The sequence below is a fragment of the Mesorhizobium sp. M1307 genome, from assembly GCF_040318155.1.
Lineage (GTDB): Bacteria > Pseudomonadota > Alphaproteobacteria > Rhizobiales > Rhizobiaceae > Mesorhizobium.
This window is the reverse complement of record NZ_JAMYLR010000021.1, coordinates 70,538-92,655: the sequence shown is the minus strand read 5'-3', so window position 1 is coordinate 92,655 and position 22,118 is coordinate 70,538. Positions and strand designations below refer to the sequence as shown.

Annotated in this window: 22 protein-coding genes; 15 read left to right on the top strand and 7 right to left on the bottom strand. The window is 64.1% G+C overall.

Annotated features, from left to right (window positions below; translation table 11 throughout):
* Positions 1–128: 128 nt before the first annotated feature.
* Both NKH16_RS21785 and NKH16_RS21780 read right to left on the bottom strand, forming a co-directional pair.
* On the bottom strand, positions 129–1,001 hold the full coding sequence (locus tag NKH16_RS21785) for a 50S ribosomal protein L11 methyltransferase (protein WP_352742457.1): 873 nt from the start codon (positions 999–1,001) through the stop codon (positions 129–131).
* Between the two features lie 11 nt (positions 1,002–1,012).
* The gene (locus NKH16_RS21780) at positions 1,013–1,591 is read right to left on the bottom strand and encodes an SCO family protein (RefSeq protein ID WP_352742455.1); all 579 of its coding nucleotides are present in this window, start codon (positions 1,589–1,591) and stop codon (positions 1,013–1,015) included.
* Positions 1,592–1,796: 205 nt separating this feature from the next.
* Between NKH16_RS21780 and NKH16_RS21775 the strand changes: the two genes are divergently transcribed.
* The 3 genes from NKH16_RS21775 (at position 1,797) to NKH16_RS21765 (ending at position 3,623) form a co-directional block, all read left to right on the top strand.
* Positions 1,797–2,285 carry a CreA family protein gene (locus NKH16_RS21775; RefSeq protein ID WP_023676745.1) on the top strand — a complete coding sequence of 163 codons (489 nt, stop codon included), beginning with the start codon at positions 1,797–1,799 and terminating at the stop codon, positions 2,283–2,285.
* A 96-nt stretch (positions 2,286–2,381) separates the two neighbouring features.
* Complete coding sequence (locus NKH16_RS21770; RefSeq protein ID WP_352742453.1) at positions 2,382–3,023, top strand: DapH/DapD/GlmU-related protein; 642 nt, start codon at positions 2,382–2,384, stop codon at positions 3,021–3,023.
* A gap of 168 nt (positions 3,024–3,191) precedes the next feature.
* Positions 3,192–3,623 carry a low affinity iron permease family protein gene (locus tag NKH16_RS21765; RefSeq protein ID WP_031211766.1) on the top strand — a complete coding sequence of 144 codons (432 nt, stop codon included), beginning with the start codon at positions 3,192–3,194 and terminating at the stop codon, positions 3,621–3,623.
* A 69-nt stretch (positions 3,624–3,692) separates the two neighbouring features.
* Here NKH16_RS21765 and NKH16_RS21760 read toward each other — a convergent pair whose 3' ends face one another.
* Positions 3,693–4,565, bottom strand: a complete 873-nt coding sequence (locus tag NKH16_RS21760; protein WP_352820921.1) for an SDR family NAD(P)-dependent oxidoreductase — start codon at positions 4,563–4,565, stop codon at positions 3,693–3,695.
* Positions 4,566–4,695: 130 nt separating this feature from the next.
* Here NKH16_RS21760 and NKH16_RS21755 point away from each other — a divergent pair, with 130 nt between their 5' ends.
* Entirely contained in the window at positions 4,696–4,977 is a 282-nt protein-coding gene (locus NKH16_RS21755; protein ID WP_352742449.1) for a hypothetical protein, read from the top strand.
* A gap of 6 nt (positions 4,978–4,983) precedes the next feature.
* On the opposite strand, the gene NKH16_RS21750 is transcribed toward NKH16_RS21755, so the two are convergent.
* A complete protein-coding gene (locus NKH16_RS21750; RefSeq protein WP_352742447.1) occupies positions 4,984–5,559 on the bottom strand; it encodes a TMEM175 family protein in 576 nt (191 codons plus the stop codon).
* A 156-nt stretch (positions 5,560–5,715) separates the two neighbouring features.
* On the opposite strand from NKH16_RS21750, the gene NKH16_RS21745 reads away from it, so the two are divergent.
* Positions 5,716–6,924, top strand: a complete 1,209-nt coding sequence (locus NKH16_RS21745; RefSeq protein WP_352742445.1) for an MFS transporter — start codon at positions 5,716–5,718, stop codon at positions 6,922–6,924.
* A gap of 9 nt (positions 6,925–6,933) precedes the next feature.
* On the opposite strand, the gene NKH16_RS21740 is transcribed toward NKH16_RS21745, so the two are convergent.
* A complete protein-coding gene (locus tag NKH16_RS21740) occupies positions 6,934–8,406 on the bottom strand; it encodes an MATE family efflux transporter (protein WP_502894835.1) in 1,473 nt (490 codons plus the stop codon).
* 187 nt (positions 8,407–8,593) lie between these two features.
* Here NKH16_RS21740 and NKH16_RS21735 point away from each other — a divergent pair, with 187 nt between their 5' ends.
* Entirely contained in the window at positions 8,594–9,382 is a 789-nt protein-coding gene (locus NKH16_RS21735; RefSeq protein WP_352742441.1) for a L,D-transpeptidase, read from the top strand.
* Positions 9,383–9,527: 145 nt separating this feature from the next.
* Here the strand turns inward: NKH16_RS21735 and NKH16_RS21730 are convergent, their stop codons facing one another.
* Positions 9,528–11,006: an esterase-like activity of phytase family protein gene (locus NKH16_RS21730; protein ID WP_352742439.1), complete on the bottom strand. Its 1,479-nt coding sequence runs from the start codon at positions 11,004–11,006 to the stop codon at positions 9,528–9,530.
* 248 nt (positions 11,007–11,254) lie between these two features.
* On the opposite strand from NKH16_RS21730, the gene NKH16_RS21725 reads away from it, so the two are divergent.
* From NKH16_RS21725 to NKH16_RS21700, 6 genes are read left to right on the top strand one after another with little or no spacing between them, the layout of a single operon-like run.
* Entirely contained in the window at positions 11,255–12,244 is a 990-nt protein-coding gene (locus tag NKH16_RS21725) for a TIM barrel protein (protein ID WP_352742437.1), read from the top strand.
* A gap of 42 nt (positions 12,245–12,286) precedes the next feature.
* Positions 12,287–13,345 (top strand): sugar ABC transporter substrate-binding protein, encoded by a 1,059-nt coding sequence (locus NKH16_RS21720; RefSeq protein WP_352501042.1) that lies wholly within the window; start codon positions 12,287–12,289, stop codon positions 13,343–13,345.
* Between the two features lie 56 nt (positions 13,346–13,401).
* Positions 13,402–14,928: a sugar ABC transporter ATP-binding protein gene (locus tag NKH16_RS21715; protein ID WP_352742435.1), complete on the top strand. Its 1,527-nt coding sequence runs from the start codon at positions 13,402–13,404 to the stop codon at positions 14,926–14,928.
* A 16-nt stretch (positions 14,929–14,944) separates the two neighbouring features.
* On the top strand, positions 14,945–15,922 hold the full coding sequence (locus NKH16_RS21710; RefSeq protein ID WP_352456543.1) for an ABC transporter permease: 978 nt from the start codon (positions 14,945–14,947) through the stop codon (positions 15,920–15,922).
* Entirely contained in the window at positions 15,919–16,794 is an 876-nt protein-coding gene (locus NKH16_RS21705; protein WP_023676730.1) for a MurR/RpiR family transcriptional regulator, read from the top strand. Before NKH16_RS21710 ends, NKH16_RS21705 begins: the two co-directional genes overlap by 4 nt.
* Positions 16,791–17,708 carry a ribokinase gene (locus NKH16_RS21700; protein ID WP_352875222.1) on the top strand — a complete coding sequence of 306 codons (918 nt, stop codon included), beginning with the start codon at positions 16,791–16,793 and terminating at the stop codon, positions 17,706–17,708. The genes NKH16_RS21705 and NKH16_RS21700 overlap by 4 nt, the downstream gene beginning before the upstream one ends.
* A 10-nt stretch (positions 17,709–17,718) precedes the next feature.
* Here the strand turns inward: NKH16_RS21700 and NKH16_RS21695 are convergent, their stop codons facing one another.
* The gene (locus tag NKH16_RS21695; protein ID WP_023676728.1) at positions 17,719–18,744 is read right to left on the bottom strand and encodes a LacI family DNA-binding transcriptional regulator; all 1,026 of its coding nucleotides are present in this window, start codon (positions 18,742–18,744) and stop codon (positions 17,719–17,721) included.
* A gap of 196 nt (positions 18,745–18,940) precedes the next feature.
* Between NKH16_RS21695 and NKH16_RS21690 the strand changes: the two genes are divergently transcribed.
* The 3 genes from NKH16_RS21690 (at position 18,941) to NKH16_RS21680 (ending at position 22,059) form a co-directional block, all read left to right on the top strand.
* Positions 18,941–19,975, top strand: coding sequence for a Gfo/Idh/MocA family protein (locus NKH16_RS21690; RefSeq protein ID WP_352742432.1), 1,035 nt, complete (start codon positions 18,941–18,943; stop codon positions 19,973–19,975).
* The gene (locus NKH16_RS21685; protein WP_352742528.1) at positions 19,975–20,880 is read left to right on the top strand and encodes a sugar phosphate isomerase/epimerase family protein; all 906 of its coding nucleotides are present in this window, start codon (positions 19,975–19,977) and stop codon (positions 20,878–20,880) included. Before NKH16_RS21690 ends, NKH16_RS21685 begins: the two co-directional genes overlap by 1 nt.
* 165 nt (positions 20,881–21,045) lie before the next feature.
* Positions 21,046–22,059, top strand: coding sequence for a substrate-binding domain-containing protein (locus NKH16_RS21680; RefSeq protein WP_023676725.1), 1,014 nt, complete (start codon positions 21,046–21,048; stop codon positions 22,057–22,059).
* The last annotated feature ends 59 nt before the right edge of the window (positions 22,060–22,118 follow it).

The following is a 22,118-nucleotide window of genomic DNA, read 5'->3' as shown; positions in this document are numbered from 1 at the left end:
TCGGCCGGTACCGCAAACGACGTTTCTTCCTGCGGCAAACCTCTGTAAACGCTCACCAAAATGGGCGTTTGTGGACGGAAACTAGCTAGGTCCGAGCTGATTCCGGCTTGCGTTGAAGGCGCTGCGCCTCAGCGCTTGAGGTGAATCGTCACCCAGCCCTCGCGGTGCAAGGTGCGGACGTGCCGGAATTTCTGGCCGACATAGGCCGCGATTACCGCATCGCGCTGGCGCTCGAGGATGCCCGACAAAACGATCGAGCCACCGAGCGCGATATGTCCGGCCATTTGCGGCGCCAGACGCATCAGCGGCCGCGCCAATATGTTGGCGACGATCAGGTCGAAGGGCGAACGCGCGGCAAAGATCGGATGATGAAAACCGGGCGCCGCCACCGTTTCAATGAGCCCCTTGACCTGGTTCAGCCGCGCATTGGCGCCGGCCACCTTGACGGCGACCGGGTCGATGTCGGTCGCCAGCACCGGTATATGCGCAAGCTTGGCCACTGCGATGGCGAGCACCGCGCTGCCGGTGCCAAGGTCGAGCGCGTTGCGCGGATGCTCGCGCCGTATGACCTGCTCCAGCATTTCGAGGCAGCCGGCGGTGGTGCCGTGATGGCCGGTACCGAAGGCAAGGCCGGCCTCGATCTCGATCGCGAGTTCGCCGCTGTGTCGCTTCCTGCGGTCATGCGCGCCATGGACGAAGAAGCGCCCGGCCCGCACCGGCTTCAATCCCTCCAGCGAGCGCGCCACCCAGTCGATGTCGGGCAGCGCTTCGCGCGCTATCGGTTTCGACAGCGACAGTCCGGCAAGGATGTCCCTAAGCCGCGCCTCGACCGCATCGACGTCGTCGTCGGCATAGAGCGATACTTCGTGGATGTCGCGGTCCTCGTCGACCTCGAGCACCGCAATCGGCAGGCCCTCATCGTCGAATGCCGCACCGAGCGCCGCGAAGATGCGATCAGCCTCGATCTTGCCCGCGGTGAAATACAAACGCGTCTGCGTCATTACCGGATGTGTCAACCTTCCGCCGCCAGCCGTTTGAGCTTGGCGATGGCGGCATCCGGGTTTTCGCCATAGGCAATGGTGCCGGCGAAATCGCCCTTGGCGTTGAGCAGCAGCACCGAAGCAGTGTGGTCCATCGTGTAGTCGCCGTCGTTCGTGTCGACTTTCTTCCAGTAGATGCCGAAGGACTTGGCCATGGCGTGGACCTTGTCCGGATCGCCTGATATGCCGAGGATGCGATCGGAGAAATTGCTGACATAGGTGTTCATGATTTCGGGCGTATCGCGCTCCGGGTCGACCGTAACGAAATAGGCACGCAGGTTCTTGCCGTCGTCGCCCATCGTCTTCAGCCAGCCGGCCAACTCGAAAAGCGTGGTCGGGCAGACTTCCGGACAGTGCGTGAAGCCGAAGAAGACGACGCTGGGGTGGCCGCGAAACGCGGCTTCGGTGACCGGCGCGCCCTTCTGGTCGACCAGCGTGAACGGTGCTCCGAACGGCTCGCCGCCATAATGTCCGCGGTACCAGTCGAAGGTGAGCCAGCCGATTCCGGCGGCCATCAGGACGAGAATACCGACCAGAATTGAACGCATCATCAGTGAAAGTCCGTCGTTATTCCATCGGGCGCCGGGTTGGCGACGTGAAGGCCTTGGCTTGGCGAACACTCTTAGCGGTTCGGTCGCGCCGACGCAAAGATGTCGCGTTGCCGCAACCGGCAATCCTGTGGGAGGCGATCTGCTTGCAAAGCGCTGCCGTTCGTCCCACCTGAGGTCGGCAAAATTTGAACCGCAGGAGGCCTCTTTGCGAAAACTGATTGGCGGCGCGTTAGCCGCATGCCTTGTCATTGGCGCCGGCGCGGCCGCCGCCGAGGAAGTCGGCAAGGTCGGCGTCGATTGGCTCGGCAACGATATCATCGTCGAGGCGATCAAGGATCCGAAGGTCGAGGGCGTGACCTGCCACGTCTCCTATTTCGACCGTGGCGTGATCGACCGCCTGCAGAAAGGCAACTGGTTCGAGGACCCGTCCGATTCCTCGATCTCCTGCCGCCAGACCGGGCCGATCACCATTGGCGACATCGACATGAGCGAGGCCGGCGAGGAGGTGTTCAAGCAAGGCATCAGCCTGATCTGGAAAAAGCAGGTGGTGAACCGCATCTACGACAAGGCCAACGAGACGCTGATCTACCTGTCGCATTCACGCCAGGTGCAGGATGGCTCGGCAAAAATGTCGGTCACCACCGTGCCGCTCTACGGCCAGAACGTGGTGTGGACCAGCGGCAAGCCGAAATAGAGACTTAAGGTGCTACAGTGTCCTTGGCGCGTCCAAACTGATGCGCGGCGCTGCACTCGGCTTGCGAGACTATGCGCGCGGGCGTAAAGCGCGCGCATGGACCGTCCCGAACACCTTGTCCTGAAAGATCCCGAGCCGCGCATCCATCCGACGGCGGAGCTGAAGGCGTGCAAGCTTGGACGCTATGCGTCGATCGGCGAGCGCGTCATCTTACGTGAAGTCATGGTTGGCGACTTCTCCTACTTCGAGCGCCACGCCGAGGCGATCTATACGACGATCGGCAAATTCTGCTCGATCGCCGCCAACAGCCGCATCAATGCGCTGGAGCATCCGGTCGAGCGGCTGACGCAGCACAAAATCAGCTACCGGCCCAACGAGTACTTCCGCTGGCTGGGTGTCGATCAGGCATTCCGCGACCGGCGGCGGGCGAGAGCCGTCAGCATCGGCCATGATGTCTGGATCGGCCATGGCGCCGTGATCATGCCTGGCATAGTGATCGGCAACGGCGCGATCGTCGGTGCCAATGCGGTGGTGACGCGAGACCTGCCGGCCTATGCAATCGTCGCCGGCGTTCCGGCCAGGCCATTGCGGCAGCGCTTCAGCGCGGGAACTGCGGCCCGGATCGAACGTCTTGCCTGGTGGGACTGGCCGGTCGAGAAACTGGCCAGGGCAGTCCCCGACATGCAGGCCTTGCCCATCGAGGCTTTCCTCGACCGCTGGGAAAACGGCGCCGCCTGAGTTCGGGCTATCTGCAAGCGGTCCGACGGCCTGCGCGATCTGCTCCTCCAACAATGTACCCGCGACCTTCCGCCACGAGGGAACCAGGAGCGGCTGCCAACTGTTTCTGCAGACACAATGAACTCGGCTTCCGTCCGGGTTCGTCGCCCGGCTGCTGAGGGAGTTTGAATGATTGAGAAGCTTTTCACCAGGATCGCCAACAACGTCGCGCATTTTGCCGGCCTGCCGCCGACGTTTGCCGTCTGTTTCCTGATCATCGTCGTCTGGGCGGCAAGCGGGCCGATGTTCGGCTTTTCGGACACCTGGCAGCTCGTCATCAACACCGGCACGACGGTCGTCACCTTCCTGATGGTGTTTCTCATTCAGAACACCCAGAACCGCGATGGCGCCGCGATCCAGGCGAAGCTCGACGAATTGATCCGGGTCAGCACAGCCCAGAACACCTTCATCGGTATCGAACACCTGACTGAGACCGAAGTCGAAGAGATCCGCAAGAAATGCGAACAGGCAGCGAAGCGGCATGATCAGAAGCTTGCCGAGTTGGCAGCCGAGAAAGCCATGGCGAAGAAGCGGAACACGAAGAAGCATGCGGCGGCGTGATATAAAGGTCCGGCGCATACCTGCGAAGATCGGATCCGATTCTTTGCTACGGTGATCTTCGGTTCGGGATCATGCGCTGCGTGTCATGAATGCCGCGAAAGCATCCTTGTAGTCCGGATGCCAGCGCGACAGAGCAGGACGGTTCTCAATGATGTCCCCGATTGCCCAGGCCATGCGCTTTTCGTCCATGGGCCGGGTCGCCTCGTTATCGGGACACAGCATGTAGAAATCGCCACGCAGCAGCGAGGCCAGCATGAAGTCGATGACCTGCTCGCCGGTCCAGGCGCCGGCCGGCTTCTCGCTCGCACCTTCGGTCAGGCCGGTAAAAGTGAACCCGGGGATAAGCAGATGCGCCGCGACACTGGCGCCCGGCTCGTTGCGCAGCGCGTGTGCAAGGCCCTCGGTATAGGTCTTCACGCCAGCCTTGGAGACGTTGTAGGCGAGGTTGCCAGGCGGCGTGGTAATGCCTTGCTTGGAGCCGGTGTTGACGATCAGGCCGGGCTTTCCCGCCGCCAGCATGCGCGGCGCGAAGGCCTCGACGCCATGGACGACACCCCAGAAATTGATGTCCAGCAGTCGCTTCCAGGCGTCACGGTTCTCCCAGGGCTTGCCGGGGTTGTTGCCGACGCCGGCATTGTTCATCAGCAGCGACACGTCGCCGAAAGTGCCGGATGTCCTTTCGGCGAGGCGGTCGAGCTCGTCGGCTTTCGAAACATCGATGGCAATGGCAATCACGGCGCTGTCGCCGGCGATGGCGGCGACGGCGCGCCGGGCCTCATCAAGGCGTGCGCCGCCGATATCGGCCAGCACGATCTTCATGCCCATCGCCGCCAGCCGTTTGGCGGCGGCAAGGCCGATGCCGCTGGCCGCGCCGGTAATGACGGCGACGTTGCCGGAGGCAAGTGCGGGCAGGGCGGTCTGGATCTCGGCGTCGGTGGTCATGATTTTCTCCTGTTCTGGCCGCGGCGAACTTAGCGCGGAAAGAGGCTCGCGCAAGCCGGTGCCGGCATCTTCGGGTTGACCGCACCGGCGGGCGCTGCGCATGCTGATATCGAAAAAGGAGACCTGACGATTGACCGACTGGATCGAGATCCTGAAAGAACAGACCGCCACCGGCGACCAGATGAGCCGCGAGGTGCCGCAGATGCTCGCCAATCCCGACATCAGCGAAGCGCAGGTGAGGACGCTGTTTTCGGCGCTCGAAAAACAGGCCGAATTCGTCGAAAAGCTGCGCATGGCGCTGGAAAAATTCGGCCATGATTTTTCGGTGATAAAGGCGGCCGAGCGGCTGGAGGAGCGCTACGCCGACCTTGCCGCTTCGGTAGCGGAAAAGCTGAAAGAAATGCGGGGCTAGATGGGCCTATTTCTCGATCAGCCGCTCGAAGCGCCTGTCCGGCACTAACCAGACCATCGCCACCACGACATAGATCGCGACACCGATCCAATGATTGACGAAGGTCAGCGCGATGGCGGAAAGATAAAGGACCAGCGAGATCTTTCCCTTGAGGTCATTGCCCAACGCCCTGGCGAAAAGGGTCTCGTTGCCGTGCAGTCGATGCAGGGCCATGGTGAGGATGTTGAAGCCGATGGCGCAGAGCGCCAGGTCGACGCCATAGACGGCAACCGGCACCGGCGCGAAATGGTTCTCACCCATGAAGGCTGTCGTCGCCGGCATCAGCGATAGCCAGAACAGCAGGTTGAGGTTCGCCCACAGCACGCGGCCGTCGACCCGCTGCACGGTATGGAACATGTTGTGCAAATTGTTCCAGTAGATGCCGACATTGATGAAGGACAGCACATAGCTGAGGAAGATCGGCCAGAGTGGTGCCAGCGCGGAAAAATCCTCGCCATGCGGCACCTTCAATTCCAGCACCATGATGGTGATGATGATGGCGACCACGCCATCGGTGAACGCCTCGACTCGTCCCTTGCCCATGAATCTCCCCTGACAATCCGCTGAAGTTAAAAGAGGATCTCGCTCAGCGCCATCGGCAAAGCTGCCAAACTTGTCAGGAGCAAGCCGAGGAGGGGGAACGGCTGACGCGAAAAAGGCGTTAGGATGTCAGATCCCGAACAGCAAAAGGTCGAAAAAATGACCGCTCACGCTCAAGTCATGACGCGCGATTACGAACTCGGCGGCCGCGTTGCAGCGGCCACCGTGGCCGCTATGATCGCGGCTCTTTTCGCCGGCAGCACGGCGCTGACGCCGCTTTACATCATCTACAAGCAGGTCTTCGGCTTCTCGCAGATCACTTTGACGCTGGTCTACGCCGTCTATGTCATCGGCAATCTGGCGGCGCTGCTGATGTTGGGGCGTGTGTCCGATGTCATCGGGCGCCGTCCAATGGCATTGGCCGGGATGGCGGTGGCCGTGGTCAGCGCGGTGGTTTTCCTGTTCGCCGAAAATGTCGCATGGCTCGACATCGCCCGAATTCTGAGCGGACTGGGAATCGGCGTCGGCGCGGGCACCGGCACCGCCTGGCTCGCCGAATTGCTCCCGACCGACGACAAGTCACAGGCGGCGACGATTGCCACCAGCACCAATTTTCTCGGCCTCGGCCTCGGTGCGCTGGGAGCCGGGTTGCTCGCCGAATACGCGCCTTGGCCGCTCAGGCTGACATTCGTCGTCTACCTGGCGATGCTCGCGACTGTAACCCTGCTGGTCTGGCGCACGCGGGAAACCGTTTCGCGGCCGGGGAAACTGGCTGACGTTTCGATGCGGCCGCGGCTTTCCGTGCCCGATGCCATCCGCGCAAATTTCGTTGCGCCGGCGGTGACCGGCTTTGGCGCAATGGCGCTGGTCGGCTTTTATGCAGCACTCGCACCGAGCATTTTGGCGCAGCAACTGCAGGTAACCAACCATGCCGAAGCCGGCGCTCTGTTCTTTGAATTGGCGATCGTGACGGCCGCCACCATTGTGGTGACGGCACGTCTTTCGAGCCGAGCTGCGATGTTCGCGGCGCTTGCGCTGATGATCCCAACCGTCGCGCTGATTGTTGCGGCGCAGGTCTTCGCCTCGATGGCCATAATGATTGCCGGGACCGCCTTGTGCGGCGTGGCGGCAGCGCTCGGCTATCGCGGCGGCTTGCAAGTGGTGAACGAGATCGCGCCGGCGGACCGGCGCGCCGAAGTCGTCTCGGCCTTCTTCATCTGCTGTTTTTGCGGCAACGCGCTGCCGGTCATCGGCATCGGCGTTCTGTCGACGGTGGCAGGTGCGACCGTGGCAAGCCTGGCCTTTGCCGGCATGATTGTCGTCTTTTCCCTGGTCGCTCTCGGGTTTGGCGCGAAATACGCGCGCTGAGCCGACCTTTCAGCCGTTCGGTGTCTCGGGCGAAAGGTGCGCGCGCTGGCGCGGTACGCCGAGGCCGGTATCCGGCGGTTCGCCGGCAGCCGGCCGGCTCTCGATCATGTGCAGGCTGCGCCAGCGGCCGAAGCGATAATAGGCCGCGGCCAGCACGAGCGAGGTTATAGAGCCAGCCGGAAAGCTCCACCACAGAGCTTCCTCGCCGATCACGCTTCGGAAGAAATAGGCGAAGCTGGTGCGCACCAGCAGCACCGAGATCACCAGGATGATCAGCGGCGGCATCACCGCGCCGGTGGCACGCACGGTGGCGAAGAGCACGATGGTGATGCCGAACAGGATGAAGGACCACGACGCGATCTTGTTGATGTGAGTGGCGATGTCGATCGCTGCACTGTCGCTGCCGAGGAAGAGGCTGAGCACCGCGCGATCGAACACGAACAGCAGCACGACAAGAACGCCGGTGAGCAGAAGGTTGAAGCCGACGCCGGAGGCGGCGATGCGGCCGATCCGGTCCCAGCGCCCGGCGCCGACATTTTGCGCCGCCATCGACGAGACCGCGGCGCCGATGGCGAGCGCCGGCATCTGGATATAGGTCCAGAGCTGTGCGGCTATGCCGTAGGCAGCCGCGACCTGGGAGCCGTACAAGTTGACCATGCCCATCACCGTCAGCGCCGCGGCCGAAACGACGATCATCTGCAGGCCCATCGGCACGCCCTTGAAGACGACAATGCGCAGCAGCGCCGGGTCCGGCCGCAGCAGAGCGAGATTGGCGCCGGCCAGCCGCAGCGGGTGCTTGCGCGCATAAAGCACGATCAGGATGGCAACCACGCTTACCGTCTGGCCGATCAGCGTCGAGGCGGCCGAGCCGGCGATGCCGAGTTCGGGGAACGGGCCGATGCCGAGGATGAGCAACGGGTTCAAAATGACGTCGAGCACGACGGCCAGCGCCATAAAAAGGAAGGGCGTGCGCGAGTCGCCGGCGCCGCGCAGCACCGTCATGACGAAGGAGAGCAGGTTCATCATCGGCACGGCGAGGAAGATGATGCGCAGATAGGAGCGCGCCAGCGGCAACGCATCGGCTGGCGTGCCGAGTGCATCGAGGATCGCATCGACCCAGATCCAGCCGCAGACCGCGAACGCCACCGAGACGAGGAAGAAGAAGATGGCGCTGGTGCCGACGATGCGCCGGGCTTCGGGCAGGTCACGAGCGCCGACGGATTGCGCGACCAGGATGGTCGCCGCCATGCCGATGCCGAACACGGTGCCGAGGATGAGAAACAGTACGAGGTTTGCATTGGACGTGGCGGTCAGCGCCGCTTCACCGAGGAAACGGCCGACCCACACGGCATTGATCGAGCCGTTGAGCGACTGCAGCACATTGGAGCCGAGCACCGGCAGGGCAAACAGCAAAAGGGTGCGCGGGATAGGCCCACTGGTGAGGTCGCCGGTCTGCCGGCGCGCGGGCATGTTGTCATCCATGGCAGGCAACTCGGCGAAGGCTTGTCTTGAGTCCGCAATGATTGCCGATTTAACGGGAGAGGTCGATGCGCAAATTCCGCCTGGCGTGCCTTGGTCTAAGCATTTCTCAAACCTTCCGGAATCGTATATTGATCCCGCACGCGTGGGGCCGCATTTTCCTGGATCTCATGGGTAAGCCGGGGGGCTCATGTCCGATATTCCGTTGTTTTTTGAGCGCCTGAACCGGCGCGCCTTTCTTGGTGCATCCGCTCTGGGCGCGGCCTCCGTGGCTCTTTCGGCGTGCACCACGACGGACGTGGCAGCGCCGCCAGTGACGCCGGCGCCAAGCGATCCGGCTTTCGGCGATGCCGCAAGCATGTATGCCGCGCGCGTCGATGAGGGCTATCAACTGCCGGCAATCCCGGTAGCCAAGGTCGATCCGAAATTCGTGCGCCAAATCGTGTCCGACCCGACCGGAGAAAAACCCGGCACGATCGTCGTCGATACTTCCGAGCACTTCCTCTATCTGGTGCGCGACGGCGGCAAGGCAATTCGCTACGGCGTCAGCCTCGGCAAGGCCGGTTTCGGATGGACCGGCAGCGCCGTGGTTCAGGCGAGGAAGAAGTGGCCGGTCTGGACGCCGCCGCCGGAAATGATCCAACGCCGGCCGGAACTGGCGAAATACAAGGACGGCATGCCGCCCGGCCCGCAGAGCCCGCTTGGCGCCCGCGCGCTGTATCTCTTCCGCGACGGCAAGGACACGATGTATCGGCTGCACGGCACACCGGAGTGGGATTCCATTGGGAAGAACGCTTCCTCCGGCTGTGTGCGCTTCATGAATCAGGACATTATCGACCTCTACAGCCGCGTCGACGGCGTCGCGCCGGTCTTCGTGCGCCCGAACCTGTCGGCCGCCGGGAAGATCGCCGCCGTGTCGAACAGGACGGCCGAGCCGATCGATGCCGGCGTGCCAAAGGACGCGGAGATGTTGAGGTAAGTGCCGTCGACTGGATCGTCAGTCGCAGGTTTGCAACGCACTAGGACACCGTCCTTGCGCGGGCGAGCCGCAACTGAAGGGCACGACCGCTCAATCGCGCCAGCTCAGGCGGACGCGTTCCGCGCGTCCGCCTGTATGGGTGCCGCTACTTCTTGGCGAGGCCTGGAAGCGTGACCTGATAGACCAGGAACATGGTGTCGACATCGGCGCCATCCTCGGCCTTGTAGGCCGCGCCTACCTGGAAGCCGTCCTGCGTGAGGAAGTCATTGTCATTGGCGACGAACAGGAAATAGTCGTCGGGCAGCTTTGGATCGAGGACGCTCACCACCGACATCGCCTCCCACTTCTCCGAAAGGTTGTTGCGGTCGTTGGGCGCACCATTGTGCAGCCCGAAGCGGCCGAGCTCGGTCTTGTCGTTGATGTCGATGAACGGCGTCAGCTTGGCCGGCGTCACCGATGGATCGAGCTCACCCTTGGGCGCCAGCGGCTTGTCCTTGTCGAACTCTGTGCCGGCGACATCGGTTGCCGCAGACACATCGACGACGCTGATCTCGCGATGGAGCGAGGTGTCGCCCTTCAGCCCCGGTCCGTTGCCGCTGTCGCGCGCCAGCATCAGGAAGGTCTTGTCCGACAGCGCCACGATTTCGCTCTGCGCGGCGATCTTGGTTTTGCCCTTGGCATCGGTGAACACCGGCAGCGGCACGACATATTCATGCGCGAGCTTGAGCTGGCCGGGATCCGAGGCATCGTAGACCAGCGCGCGCGTGTTCTGACGCGTCGAGGCGGAATCGCCGCCATCCTGCCTTGGGGCCGACTGCAGCACGGCAATCAGGAACTTCCCGTCCGGCGTCAGCGCCATGCCTTCGAGGCCCTGGTTGTTCTGACGGCCGGTTTCGGGATCCTTCGGATCTGGGTCTGCCGCGCCAGGTCCCGGATTGTTGGAAGCAAAGTTTGGCGTCCCGTGACGCATCGGGACAAGCGCCGCCGGCGGCTGCGTTGCCGACATCAGACGCCCATCGGCGGAGAAGCGGTAGATGTTCGGACCGTATTCGTCCGAGATGAACAGCGTGCCGTCGGGCAGCCGTGCGATCGCTTCGTTATCGAGCGCGAGCTTGCCGTTGGCTTCGGGCAGGATCGGCATGTCGTCGGTCGCGGCACGCACGCCGTTGAGCGGATCGAGGCCGGTTGCGTCGGCGCCCTTGTCGTCGGTCAAAAGCATGGTGTCGGCAAGCGTCGCCTTGAGGCCCGATTGTTCCTGGCCGGCGGCCGGCACTGCACCCGGCGCGATCGGGGCGAACTCGAGGGCAATCGTGTTGAGGCGCGGGCGGTAATCGGTGGTACCGACGACATTGTAGCCGCGGTCCGGCAGCAGCCATAACGAGCCCTTGTAGCCATCGGCGCCGTGCGTCCAGCCGGCAGCGTCGATCGACATGCCTGAGCCGGAGCCAAACGTCTCGCCGAACTTGTCCTTCTGGCTGGCCGGGATGCGGCCGACACCGACCAAGCCCTTGTTGACGAAGCTGACGCCGCCGACGGTCGCGGCGTTTTCTGCCAAGGCCGGAGTCAAGGCGGTGAACATCGCCAGCGCGACGGCGAGGGACGCGGTTCGGTGCAGGTTTTCCATGGAAATCCTCTTTGTGACAAAGCTGCCGGGGCCCGAAAAAGCGCCGCGTCGCATCAAGGATGCCGCGAAAGCCTTCGGAGAAGCGATCTAGGACGCGAGCATGATACTTGCGTGACAGTGCCGCGCTTGCTTGTCCCCCGTGGTCGCAACTGGCCTGGGTATGGGCGAATTCGTCGTCGCCGAGCGAGCAATTAACAACTTTACAAATAATCATTTTTATGTAAAGTTATGACAATGAAAGGTCCCCGATGACAGCCTATCGTTTCGCCACCCGCCTCAATTCCTTTGCCTCGCGGCCACAGGCCGAGTGGCCCGATCTTGTCGGCAAACCGTCTATGCTGCAGATGGCGGCACGTGCGGCGAAGGTTGCGGAGTTGACCGATCTCGACCTCAACTTCCCCGACCATGTCGGCGAAAAACCTACGGAAATGGCGCGCAAACTCAGCGACATCGGGCTTTCGATCAATGGTTTCGCCATGCGCTACTACTCTAATTCGGCTTTCAAGCTCGGTGCCTTCACCAATCCAGATCCCGCTATTCGCCGCGAAGCCATCGACCTGACCAAGGCCGGCATCGACGCCACCCGCGAGGCCGGCGCCGGTCTGATGACGCTGTGGCTCGGGCAGGATGGCTTCGATTATGCTTTCCAGGCGGATTATGCGACGCTCTGGCAACACGAAATCGATGGTGTTCGTGAAGTAGCGGCGCATGATCCGGGCTGTCAGATCAGCCTTGAATACAAACCCAACGAGCCGCGCTCCTACAGCCTGATGCCCGATGCGGCGACGACATTGCTGGCGATCCGCGAGATCGGCCTGCCCAATCTCGGCGTGACGCTCGATTTCGCCCATGTGCTCTACGCCGACGAGCAGCCGGCCTTTGCCGCTGCGCTGGTGGCGCGACACAGCAAGCTGCTCGGCGTGCATCTCAACGACGGCTACGCCAAGCGCGACGACGGCTTGATGGTCGGGGCCGTGCATACGCTGCAGACGATCGAGCTGCTCAGGCAGATCCGTCGAGACGGCTATGCCGGCGCCATCTACTTCGACACGTTCCCCGACATGACCGGGCTCGACCCGGTCCACGAATGCGAAGTCAACATCGCGACTGTCAAGCGCATGCTGCGCGTCGTCGATCGGCTGGAAAAGGACAATCGCCTGTCAGCCGCCGTCGACCGTCAGGACGCGGTCGCCTCGCAGGCCATCGTCCAGGAAGCCATGCTCGGGCCGGACAGCTGAAGCTCCGGCGCCATCACCGTTTTCAACCAGGGAGGAAAGACCATGAAATTTCTGCTTGCCACCGCCACCGCTGCCCTGATGGCGCTGTCTATAGGCTCGTCGTTTTCCGCGGACCTCGCGCCGCTCAATTCCGACACCGAGAAGGATCGCATCGACTGGTCGCAGCTCGAGGCCAAGTTCGGGGCCTTCCCCAAGCTGCCCGAGGGCACCAAGGCGGGTGCGGTCTCCAAGACGCTGACCAACGAATACTGGCGCTCGCTGGGAGAGGGCTACAAGTCGTTCGGCGACCGCACCGGCGTGCCCGTGGTCTACCAGGCGGCGCAGAGCGAGGGCGACCAGCTCGGCCAGCTCACCATCGCCGAAGGCCTGGTCACGCAAGGCTACAACGTGCTGCTCGTTTCGCCGCAGACCGACTCCAACCTGCAGCCGATCATGGAACAGGCCAAGGCAGCCAATGTGCCGGTGGTCAACGTCAACGACGCGGTCATCCCGCAGGCCGAGCACTATGTCGGCAATGTCCAGCGCGACAACGGCGTGCGCGTCGCCAAATGGTTCATCAAGAACCGGCCGGATGGCGGCAAGGTCGCCATCGTCGAAGGCCAGGCCGGCGTCTACGCCGCCGTCCAGCGCACCGACGGTTTCAAGACAACGATCACCGAGGCCGGCAAGTTCGACGTCGTCGCCAGCGTCCCCGGTAACTGGGATCGCCAGACCTCCTACGACGCGGCCACCAACATCCTGCAGCAGCACCCCGACCTGATCGGCTTCTATGCCAACAATGACGGCATGGCGCTGGGCATCGTCGAGGCGGTCAAGGCTGCCGGGCTGCAGGACAAGGTTGCGGTCTTCGGCACCGACGGCATCTCCGACGCCTATGCCTCGATCCGCGCCGGCGAGCTGACCGGCACCGTCGATTCGTTCCCGGTGCTGACCGGCGAGGTGGCGCTGGAATCGGCGCTGCGGCTGGTGGCCGGGCAGAAGCTGCCGCGCGTCGTTGCCACGCCGCAGGCGCTGATCACCAAGGACAATGCCGACCGTTACTCTGGCGCCGGCGACGCCGTGCGCAAGGCGCTGCTCGAGGACGCGGCAGCGGGCCAGTAGAGCAGGGCCGGCAGGTGCCGGCCTTGGGTCGGCACCTTGCCTGGAGAACCGAAGCAATGTCAGCGCGGCTGCAATTCGAGGGCATTTCCAAAGAGTTTCCGGCTGTGCGGGCGCTGAGCGAAGTGTCGTTTTCGGTCGGCGCCGGCGAGATCCATGGCCTGCTCGGTGAAAACGGCGCCGGCAAATCGACGCTGCTGCGCATACTGTCAGGCGTCTACCGACCGACGGCGGGAAGCGTGCTGATCGACGGCAAGCCGGTGATGCTGAACAATCCGGTCGCCGCACGCGCCGCGGGCGTGGCGATGATCCATCAGGAATTACAGCAGGTGCCACGCCTCAGCGTCGCCCAGAACATGTTTCTCGGCCATCCGTTGACGCGCGGCGGCGTCTTCGTCGCACGGCGCGAGCAGGAAAGCCGCGCTGCGGAAGCGCTGGCCGCCATCGACCCAACCATCGATCCGGCAGCCCCGCTTGGCAGCCTGAAGGTGGCGCAGCGGCAGATCGTCGAGATCGCCCGGGCGCTGCTCGACCGCGCCAGGATCGTGGCGATGGACGAGCCGACGTCGAGCCTCACGCCGAGCGAGTTCGAACAGCTGGCGGAAGTCATTGCCGGTCTGGCACGCGACGGTGTCGCCGTCATCTATGTCTCGCACAAGCTGGACGAGGTGTTCGGCATCTGCGAGCGCGCCACTGTCATGCGCGACGGCGTTGTGGTCGAAACCGTCGATCTCGCGCAGGTGTCGGAAAAGGCCGTCGTTTCGATGATGGTCGGCCGCGAGCTTGCCCAGGAACAACACCGCTCGCATGCTTCCCCCGAGATCAGGCTGAGCGTGCGTGGCCTCGCCTCGGCAACCAAGGTCCGTGACGTTTCGTTCGACCTGCATCGCGGCGAGGTGTTGGGCATTGCCGGACTGGTCGGCTCCGGCCGCACCGAGCTGCTGCGGCTGCTGACCGGCGCCGACCGGGCCTCATCAGGCGCAATAGAGATCGACGGCAAGGCGGTAAAGCTTTCCAGTCCGCGCGACGCGATCGCGGCCGGCATCGGCCTGGTGCCGGAGGAGCGCAAGCGCGAAGGCATCGTGCCGTTGCGGTCGATCTCCAGCAACATGGCGCTGGCCTCGATGGGCGTGTTCGCGCCGCGCGGCCTCATCGACCACCGCCGGCTGAAGCGCGTCGCAGCCGAGAAGATGAAGCGAGTCAATCTCAGGCCGTTCCTGCTCGACCGGCCAATTCGGCTGTTCAGCGGCGGCAACCAGCAGAAAGCGATCATCGGCCGCTGGCTGGCGGCGGGAACGCGGATCCTTCTGTTCGACGAGCCGACGCGCGGCATCGATGTCGGCGCCAAGGCGGAGATCTACCACCTGATCGAGGAACTCGCCGCCGAAGGCCATTCGGTAATCGTCGTGTCGTCCGAACTCCCCGAGGTGATCCGGCTCGCCGACCGCGTGCTGGTCATGCGCGACGGCACGGTCGCCGCCGAACTGGGCCGCGCAAGTCTCAGCGAACAGGCGATCGCCGCGTACGCCATACCCCAAACGGAGATTGAGGCCGGCAAGGCGCAAGGCCATCGGGCCGGTGCATAACAGACAGGACCAGCGGATGACCGATATAACCCAACACACAGCAGCGCGCCCAAGGGCAGATTTCCTGCACCGGTTTTCCGTGCGCGACGCCGGCACGCTGATCGGCCTGGTGGTGATCCTCGCCGTCTTCGGGGCGCTGGTCCCCGGCTTCTTTGCCGAGCGTAACCTGATCAACATCCTGCAGCAGTCGAGCATCAATGCCTGCCTGGCGTTGGGCATGACGCTGGTCATCATCTCGGGCGGCATCGACCTGTCCGTCGGGCCGACGGCAGCCCTTTCGGCGGTCATCTCGGCCTCGATGCTGGTTGCCGGTGTGCCGTTTCCGCTGGCCATCGCCGCTGGCTTCGCCATCGGCCTCGCCTGCGGCCTGCTTAACGGCGTGCTGGTTGCCTATGTCGGGCTGCAGCCCTTCATCGTCACGCTGGGGACGCTCAGCACCTACCGGGCGCTGGCGCTGATCTATACCGGCGGCAATCCGGTGCTCGGCCTGCCTGCCGGCTTCCGTGCCATCTTCAACGGCTCGCTGTTCGGATTGCCGTTGGCGGTCATCATCGTGGCCGTGGTCGCGCTGATTGCCTGGATCATCCTCAAGAAGACGCCGTTTGGCGAATATCTGCTCGCCGTCGGCGGCAATGAGGAGGCGGCCTACATAGCCGGCGTGCCGATCGCCCGCACCAAGATCGCCGCCTATATGATCTCGGGCCTGCTGGCAGCGCTTGCAGCGCAGATCCTGATCGGCCGGCTGGGTGCGGCCGAACCCATTCTGGGCAATCTCTGGGAGCTCGACGCCATAGCAGCGGCGGCGATCGGCGGTGCCTCGCTGATGGGCGGCAAGGGCAGCGTCGTCGGCACCATCCTGGGTGCCGTCATCCTTGGCAGCATGCGCAACGGCCTGACGCTGATGAACGTGCAGTCCTTCTATCAGCTCCTGGCAACTGGCCTTATAATCCTCGCCGCGATGCTTATCGATCGCGTGACGAGGGGACGTGGATGACCTTGACCGGGCTGGACCTGAAAGCAGTAGGACCGCGCATTCGCATGATGATGCCGCATCTGACGCCGCTCGAGGCGAAGGTGGTTGAAACCGTCTTCGGACGGCGCGGCTTCGACGAGACCATACCGCTCAAGCAGATCGCCGAGGAGGCCGGTGTCTCGGAGGCGATGGTGGTCAAGATCGCCAAGAAGCTGGGTTTTTCCGGCTATCGCGATTTTCGCACGGCGGTCTATGAATACAGCCGCCTGCCGACCGCCGAGATGCATCAGGAGCTGTCGGTGGACGACAGTTCGGCCGAGATCGTGCAGAAGGTGTTCCGCACCTCTATCCAGGCGCTGGAGGAGACGCTCGCCATCCTCGACATGGACGATTTCGACCGTGCCGCCGATCTGCTTTACCGCGCCAGGAATCGCGATTTCTACGGCGTCGGCGGCTCGGCGCAGATCGCGCGCGACGTCTCGCACAAATTCCTGCGCATCGGCATCCGCACCTCCGTTTACGACGATTCGCACATGATGCTGATGTCGGCCTCGCTGCTCGGCGCCGACGACATCGCCGTCGGCTTTTCGCATTCCGGCAACACGAGCGCCGTCATCGACGCCATCCAACTTGCGCGCAAAAGCGGCGCGCGCACGCTGGCAATCACCAACTATGACAACTCGCCATTGGCAGCCGTCGCCGACATCGTGCTCTGCTCGACCGCGCAAGGCTCGCCGTTGATGGGTGAGAACGCGGCGGCGCGCATTGCCCAGCTCAACATCCTCGATGCGCTGTTCGTCGCGGTCGCGCAACGCGACTACCAGGCGGCGGAGCGCAATCTCGGCCGCACCATGTCTGCGGTGACGTCGAAACGGAAAGATAAGGGCACATGACGGCTTCCCCGCCGCTGGTGACCGTATTCGGCAGCCTGCATTACGACATCATGGTCGAAGCCGCCGATCGCCCGCGCAAGGGCGAAACGGTGACCGGTCATGCCTGGCATCCGAAATGCGGCGGCAAGGGCGGCAACCAGGCGGTGTCGGCAGCGCGGGCCGGCGTGCGTGCGGCGATGATCGGAGCTGTCGGCGACGATGATTTCGGCCGCGCGCTTCTCGACAATCTCGATCGCAACGGCATCGACCAGCGCTTCGTGGGAGTGGCTTCGGGCGCCGGCTCGGGGATGAGCGTAGCGATTTTCGACGACAGCGGCGACTATGGCGCGGTGATCGTCTCGGGCAGCAATCTCACTCTCGGCGAAAAGGACATTACTGAGGCGGCCGAGCTGATCGCGCAAACGGCGGTTCTGCTGCTGCAGAACGAGGTGCCGGAAGCCGCCAATATCGCCGCGGCGCGAGCGGTGAAGGCGTATGGCGGCCGCGTCGTTCTCAATGCGGCGCCGGCGCGAAAGCTGACAGCCGAACTGATCGCGCTGACCGACATCGTCATCGTCAACGCCATCGAGGCGGAGTTCCTGGCCGGCGTTTCGGTCGTCGACACGCTCGAGGGTGCTGCGAAGGCGGCCGGCATGCTCGTCGGTTTCTATCCGGCTGCAATCGTCACGGCCGGCGGCGAGGGCGTTGCCTATTGCGACCGCGACGGCCAGGCATTCGCCTTGCCGGCGATGCCGGTGGAGGTGGTCAGCACCCACGGTGCCGGTGATGAATTCGTCGGCGCCTTTGCGGCGTGGCTTGCGCGTAGAGAGCCCGTCGAGGCGGCACTTGCCGCCGCCAATGCCGCCGCTGCCTCGCTGGTCGCAACGCCGGAGCGCGAGCGCGGGGGTCTTGTTCAATCTGAGCCTGCTCAGTGACCGCCGCGATTCAATCGCTGTCGCGCGCGATCAGTTCCAGCGGCCAGACTTCACGGATGATGCGTGCGCCTTCGGCGCCGGCGTAAGCCGGGATCGATGCCAGCAGCATTTCGGCCAACCGCTCGCCCATCGGCTCCAGCGCCGGTCGGAAGCCGGTCAGCGCCGGCGAAAAATAGCGGCAAAGCGGCGTGTCGACGATGACGATCACCGCGACGTCGTGGCCGGGCCTGATGCCGGCCTCGGCCAAAGCCTTGCAGCCGCCAAGCGCCATCGCGTCATTGTTGAAGATGATGGCCGTCGGCGGGTCCTTGGAGCGCATGACCTTCGGCGTCACGGCGTAGCCGCCGGCCTCGTTGATGAAGCCGTCGGCGATCAGTTCGGGGTCGAACTCGATGCCGTGCCGCCGCAACGCCTTGCGATAGCCGGCGAGGAACAGATAGCCGAAATTGAGGTCGAGCGACGGGCGGATGGCGGCGATGCGGCGGTGACCGCGCGCGACGAGACGATCGACCGCGTCAGCCCCGGCTTTTTCGAAATCGAGGTCGAGCGAGGGATAGGAATCGCCGCCGGAGCGGCTGCGGCCGAGCGTCGCGAACGGGAAACCGGCCTGGGTCAGATAGTCGATGCGCTCGTCCTCGCGCCGCGTCCAGGCCAGCACCACCGCATCGGCCCGCCGCGTCTCGACGACACGGCGCAGGCGCTCCTGCTGATAGTCGCCCGGCGCGCCCATCACTACGATCAGGTCAAGGCCGCTTTCGGCGAGCTTGGCCTGCAACCCGGTCAGGAACGGAATGAAGAACGGCTCGCCATATTCCTGGTCGCCCGGATGCGGCTGCAGCATGAAGGCGATCGAATGGGTGGCGCCGCGCCGCAGGCTGCGGCCGGACTGGTTCGGTGAATAGTTCAGCTTCTTGGCCGCATCGAGCACGCGCTGGCGCGTGTCGGCATTGACGTCGGCGCGGCCGTTGAGCGCGCGCGACACCGTGCCGATGGAAATATTCAGGTGACGCGCAAGGTCGTGAATACTGGACGCCAAAGGACAGTTCTCCCCCTTGCTTGGCTAGCACCGGCCGCTCTTCAGGCCAAGCCGGCATCACGTTTTTCGCTATCGGCCAATTGACATTCTACGCCATCGGGTGTGTTCTCGTAAACGTTTACGGAAGAAACGTTTGCGGCCCTGCCGTGAACGCCGTGACGATCGGTCTGGAGGGGCCGAGAGGGAGGAGTGCTGGATGATCAATGTCGTCCTGGTCGGCTGCGGCGCGATGAGCAAGGCCTGGCTCGATGCGGCCAAGCAGATCGACGGGCTCGCCATTGTCGGCCTGGTTGATCTCGACGCCGAAAGGGCGCGGGCAAGGGCGCGCGAATACGAGCTTTCCGGCGCCGTCATCGGAACCGACCTCGACGCCGTGCTCGACCAGGCCAGGCCCGACGCGGTATTCGACGTCGTGGTTCCCGCCGCCCGCCGCGAGGTCGCGCTTTCCGCCTTTGCCCACCATTGCCATCTCTTGACCGAAAAGCCGCTGGCCGACAGCCCGGACAATGCGCGTGCCATTGTCGAGGCGGCCCGCAGCGCCGGCCGCATCCATGCCGTCGTGCAGAACCGCCGCTATGTCGCCAACGTCAGGCGCATCCGGCGCTTTCTCGATTCCGGCGCCATTGGTGCGCCAACCAGCATCCACGCCGATTTCTTCGTGGCGCCGCATTTCGGCGGTTTTCGCGAAGAGATGCGCCATGTGCTGCTGCTCGATATGGCGATCCACACATTCGATGCGGCCCGCTACATGGTGGCCGGCGAACCGGCCGGCGTCTATTGCCACGAGTGGGAGCCGACCAATTCCTGGTATCGGCAAGGGTCGTCGGCAACCGCAAGCTTCGACCTCGGCGGCGGCAAGCTGTTCACCTATGCCGGCAGCTGGTGCGCGGCCGGCTTCCGTACCAGCTGGGACAGCACATGGCGGATCGTCGCCGAGCGCGGCAGCATTGTCTGGGATGGCGCGGACGGGTTGAAGGCGGAAGTCGTGCGGCCGGTCCGTGAAGGCCTGTTCGACCGCACCGAACCGATAGCCGTGCCGCCGCTCGACCCGGCAGATCGCGTCGGCGGCCATCTCGGCATCATCCAGGATTTCGTCCGCGCCGTCGAGACCGGCACCGAACCGGAGACGCGCGGCGCCGACAACATCAAGAGCCTGGCCATGGTTTTCGCCGCAATCGAGAGCGCCGAAACCGGGCGCCGGGTCGCTATCGCCTCACAGGAAGGATCATGATGCCAAACCCGCTGCTCGACATCAGGATCGGCACCATGGTGCGGGCCAATCTGGACGACCCGGCCGCCTATGTCAGGCAGATCCTGCCGCTCGGCTTCGAGAGCATCCAGCCGTTCTTCTGGCAGACGCTGGGCGGCAAGAACATTCCGCGGTTGGCGGGCGAGATCCGCGAGGCGATCGGCGATGCCGATGTCGTCGTCTCGTCAATCGGGGTGTTCGGCAATCCGCTGGAGAGCGGTGAAGTCGATCGCGGCGTGCTCCAGGCGTGGGAAACGATCATCGACAACGCGCATCTGTTCGGCACCAATGTGGTCAGCGGCTTTACTGGCCGCATCCGCGGCAAGCCGCTGCCCGACAGCCTGCCGCGCTTCCGCGAGGTCTGGGGGAAGCTGGCAAAGCGGGCCGCCGACAAGGGCGTGCGCATCGCCTTCGAGAACTGCGCCATGGACGGCAACTGGGCCAGCGGCGACTGGAACATCGCCCACAATCCGGACGCCTGGGAGCTGATGTTCAACGAATTGCCGGACGACAATCTCGGCCTGGAGTGGGAGCCCTGCCACCAGCTGGTCTATCTGATCGATCCGATCCCGCAGATCCGCAAATGGGCGCCGCGTATCTTCCACGTCCACGGTAAGGACGCGACGGTGCGCTGGGACGTGATCCGCGAACACGGCGTGTTCGGTCGCCTGCCGTTCGTGCAGATGCGCACCCCTGGCTTCGGCGATAGCGACTGGACGCGGGTGATCAGCGAGCTGCGGCTGGCCGGCTACAAAGGTGCCATCGACATTGAGGGCTGGCACGACCCGGTCTACCGCGGCGATCTCGAGATCACCGGCCAGGCGCGTGCGCTGGACTATCTCCAACAATGCCGGGGAGGCGCGAGCTATCTGCCGAACTCGGTGTGAGGCTAATGCATGTCGCGCAAAAGTGCCCAGCGGTTTTGCGATGACGACATGCATAAAAACAGGACAAGCCGGCGGGAGGTGCCGGCCAGCGAAAGATTGCGGCGCAATGCCGAAGCGATCGTCAAAACCCCTCGGCTAGCGAGGGAACAAAGGGAGGATAAGTGCATGAGCATTACGATGAGAAGGACAGTTCTGCGCTCGACCGTCGCGGCGGCCGCGATGGCGCTCGCCGCCGCACTCTCGACCTTGCCGGCGCAGGCGCTCGATGCCCAGTGGTGCAAGGATGTCCATATCCGCTTCTTCGTCGGCGGCGCCGAGGGCGATGCCTTCGGCACGATCGTCTATAATGGTGCCAAGCAGGCGGCGGCCGATCTCGGGCCGAAGGTCGACTACATCTTTTCCCAGTGGGATGTCGAGAAGATGGTGCAGCAATTGCGCGAGGCTGTCGCGGTCAAGCCCCAAGGCATCGCCATGATGGGCCACCCCGGCGACGCCGCGATCATGCCGCTGGCCGAACAGGCGCACAAGGACGGCATCAAGATGATGTACCAGAACGTGCCGGTGCCGACGGTCACGGCGGCGTTCGGCGGCGGCTATGTCGGTGCCCAGCAGGAGCAGCAGGGCCGCGCGCTTGGCGCCGAGGCGGTCAAGCTGGCCGGGCTCAAGGCCGGCGACAAGGCAATCATGATCGGCCCGTTCGAGAACGAGAGCCGCGGCGCGCGAGAACGCGGCACTGTCGCTGCCCTCAAGGAAGCGGGCGTCGAGGTCATACAGCTCTCCTCGCCACCGAGCGGCGAATGGGCTTCCGACCCCAATCTGGCCCTTCCGGTGATCACCGCGGCACTGCTCAACAATCCCGACGTCAAGGCGGTTGGCTATCCCGGCGGACAGATGCTGGGCAACGTCCCGACTTACATGCAGGCGGCGGGCAGGAAGCCGGGCGATATCTTCAACTTCGGCTTCGACACCAGCCCGCAGATCGTCGAGGGCTTCAAGGGCGGCTGGGTGCAGCTGACGGCCGACCAGCAGCCGTTCTTGCAAGGCTATCTGCCGATCCTCAGCCTCTGCCAGCAGGTTGTGCTGGGTCTCGCACCGATGAATGTCGATACCGGCGCCGGCTTCGTCACGCCGCAGAATTACGAGATCGTCGCCGAGCTCGCCAAGCAGGCGCTGCGCTGACCTCCCAAGCCGCCGGCCGGGATCGAGCCCGGCCGGCGGGACCGCCGGCGAAAAGGCCG

Excerpts from the sequence above, each read along its gene's own strand:
- NKH16_RS21785 (WP_352742457.1), bottom strand. The coding sequence starts at position 1,001 with ATGACGCAGACGCGTTTGTATTTCACCGCGGGCAAGATCGAGGCTGAT.
- NKH16_RS21780 (WP_352742455.1), bottom strand. The coding sequence starts at position 1,591 with ATGATGCGTTCAATTCTGGTCGGTATTCTCGTCCTGATGGCCGCCGGA.
- NKH16_RS21770 (WP_352742453.1), top strand. The coding sequence starts at position 2,382 with ATGGACCGTCCCGAACACCTTGTCCTGAAAGATCCCGAGCCGCGCATC.
- NKH16_RS21765 (WP_031211766.1), top strand. The coding sequence starts at position 3,192 with ATGATTGAGAAGCTTTTCACCAGGATCGCCAACAACGTCGCGCATTTT.
- NKH16_RS21760 (WP_352820921.1), bottom strand. The coding sequence starts at position 4,565 with ATGACCACCGACGCCGAGATCCAGACCGCCCTGCCCGCACTTGCCTCC.
- NKH16_RS21750 (WP_352742447.1), bottom strand. The coding sequence starts at position 5,559 with ATGGGCAAGGGACGAGTCGAGGCGTTCACCGATGGCGTGGTCGCCATC.
- NKH16_RS21745 (WP_352742445.1), top strand. The coding sequence starts at position 5,716 with ATGACCGCTCACGCTCAAGTCATGACGCGCGATTACGAACTCGGCGGC.
- NKH16_RS21740 (WP_502894835.1), bottom strand. The coding sequence starts at position 8,406 with ATGGATGACAACATGCCCGCGCGCCGGCAGACCGGCGACCTCACCAGT.
- NKH16_RS21735 (WP_352742441.1), top strand. The coding sequence starts at position 8,594 with ATGTCCGATATTCCGTTGTTTTTTGAGCGCCTGAACCGGCGCGCCTTT.
- NKH16_RS21730 (WP_352742439.1), bottom strand. The coding sequence starts at position 11,006 with ATGGAAAACCTGCACCGAACCGCGTCCCTCGCCGTCGCGCTGGCGATG.
- NKH16_RS21725 (WP_352742437.1), top strand. The coding sequence starts at position 11,255 with ATGACAGCCTATCGTTTCGCCACCCGCCTCAATTCCTTTGCCTCGCGG.
- NKH16_RS21720 (WP_352501042.1), top strand. The coding sequence starts at position 12,287 with ATGAAATTTCTGCTTGCCACCGCCACCGCTGCCCTGATGGCGCTGTCT.
- NKH16_RS21715 (WP_352742435.1), top strand. The coding sequence starts at position 13,402 with ATGTCAGCGCGGCTGCAATTCGAGGGCATTTCCAAAGAGTTTCCGGCT.
- NKH16_RS21710 (WP_352456543.1), top strand. The coding sequence starts at position 14,945 with ATGACCGATATAACCCAACACACAGCAGCGCGCCCAAGGGCAGATTTC.
- NKH16_RS21705 (WP_023676730.1), top strand. The coding sequence starts at position 15,919 with ATGACCTTGACCGGGCTGGACCTGAAAGCAGTAGGACCGCGCATTCGC.
- NKH16_RS21700 (WP_352875222.1), top strand. The coding sequence starts at position 16,791 with ATGACGGCTTCCCCGCCGCTGGTGACCGTATTCGGCAGCCTGCATTAC.
- NKH16_RS21690 (WP_352742432.1), top strand. The coding sequence starts at position 18,941 with ATGATCAATGTCGTCCTGGTCGGCTGCGGCGCGATGAGCAAGGCCTGG.
- NKH16_RS21685 (WP_352742528.1), top strand. The coding sequence starts at position 19,975 with ATGCCAAACCCGCTGCTCGACATCAGGATCGGCACCATGGTGCGGGCC.
- NKH16_RS21680 (WP_023676725.1), top strand. The coding sequence starts at position 21,046 with ATGAGCATTACGATGAGAAGGACAGTTCTGCGCTCGACCGTCGCGGCG.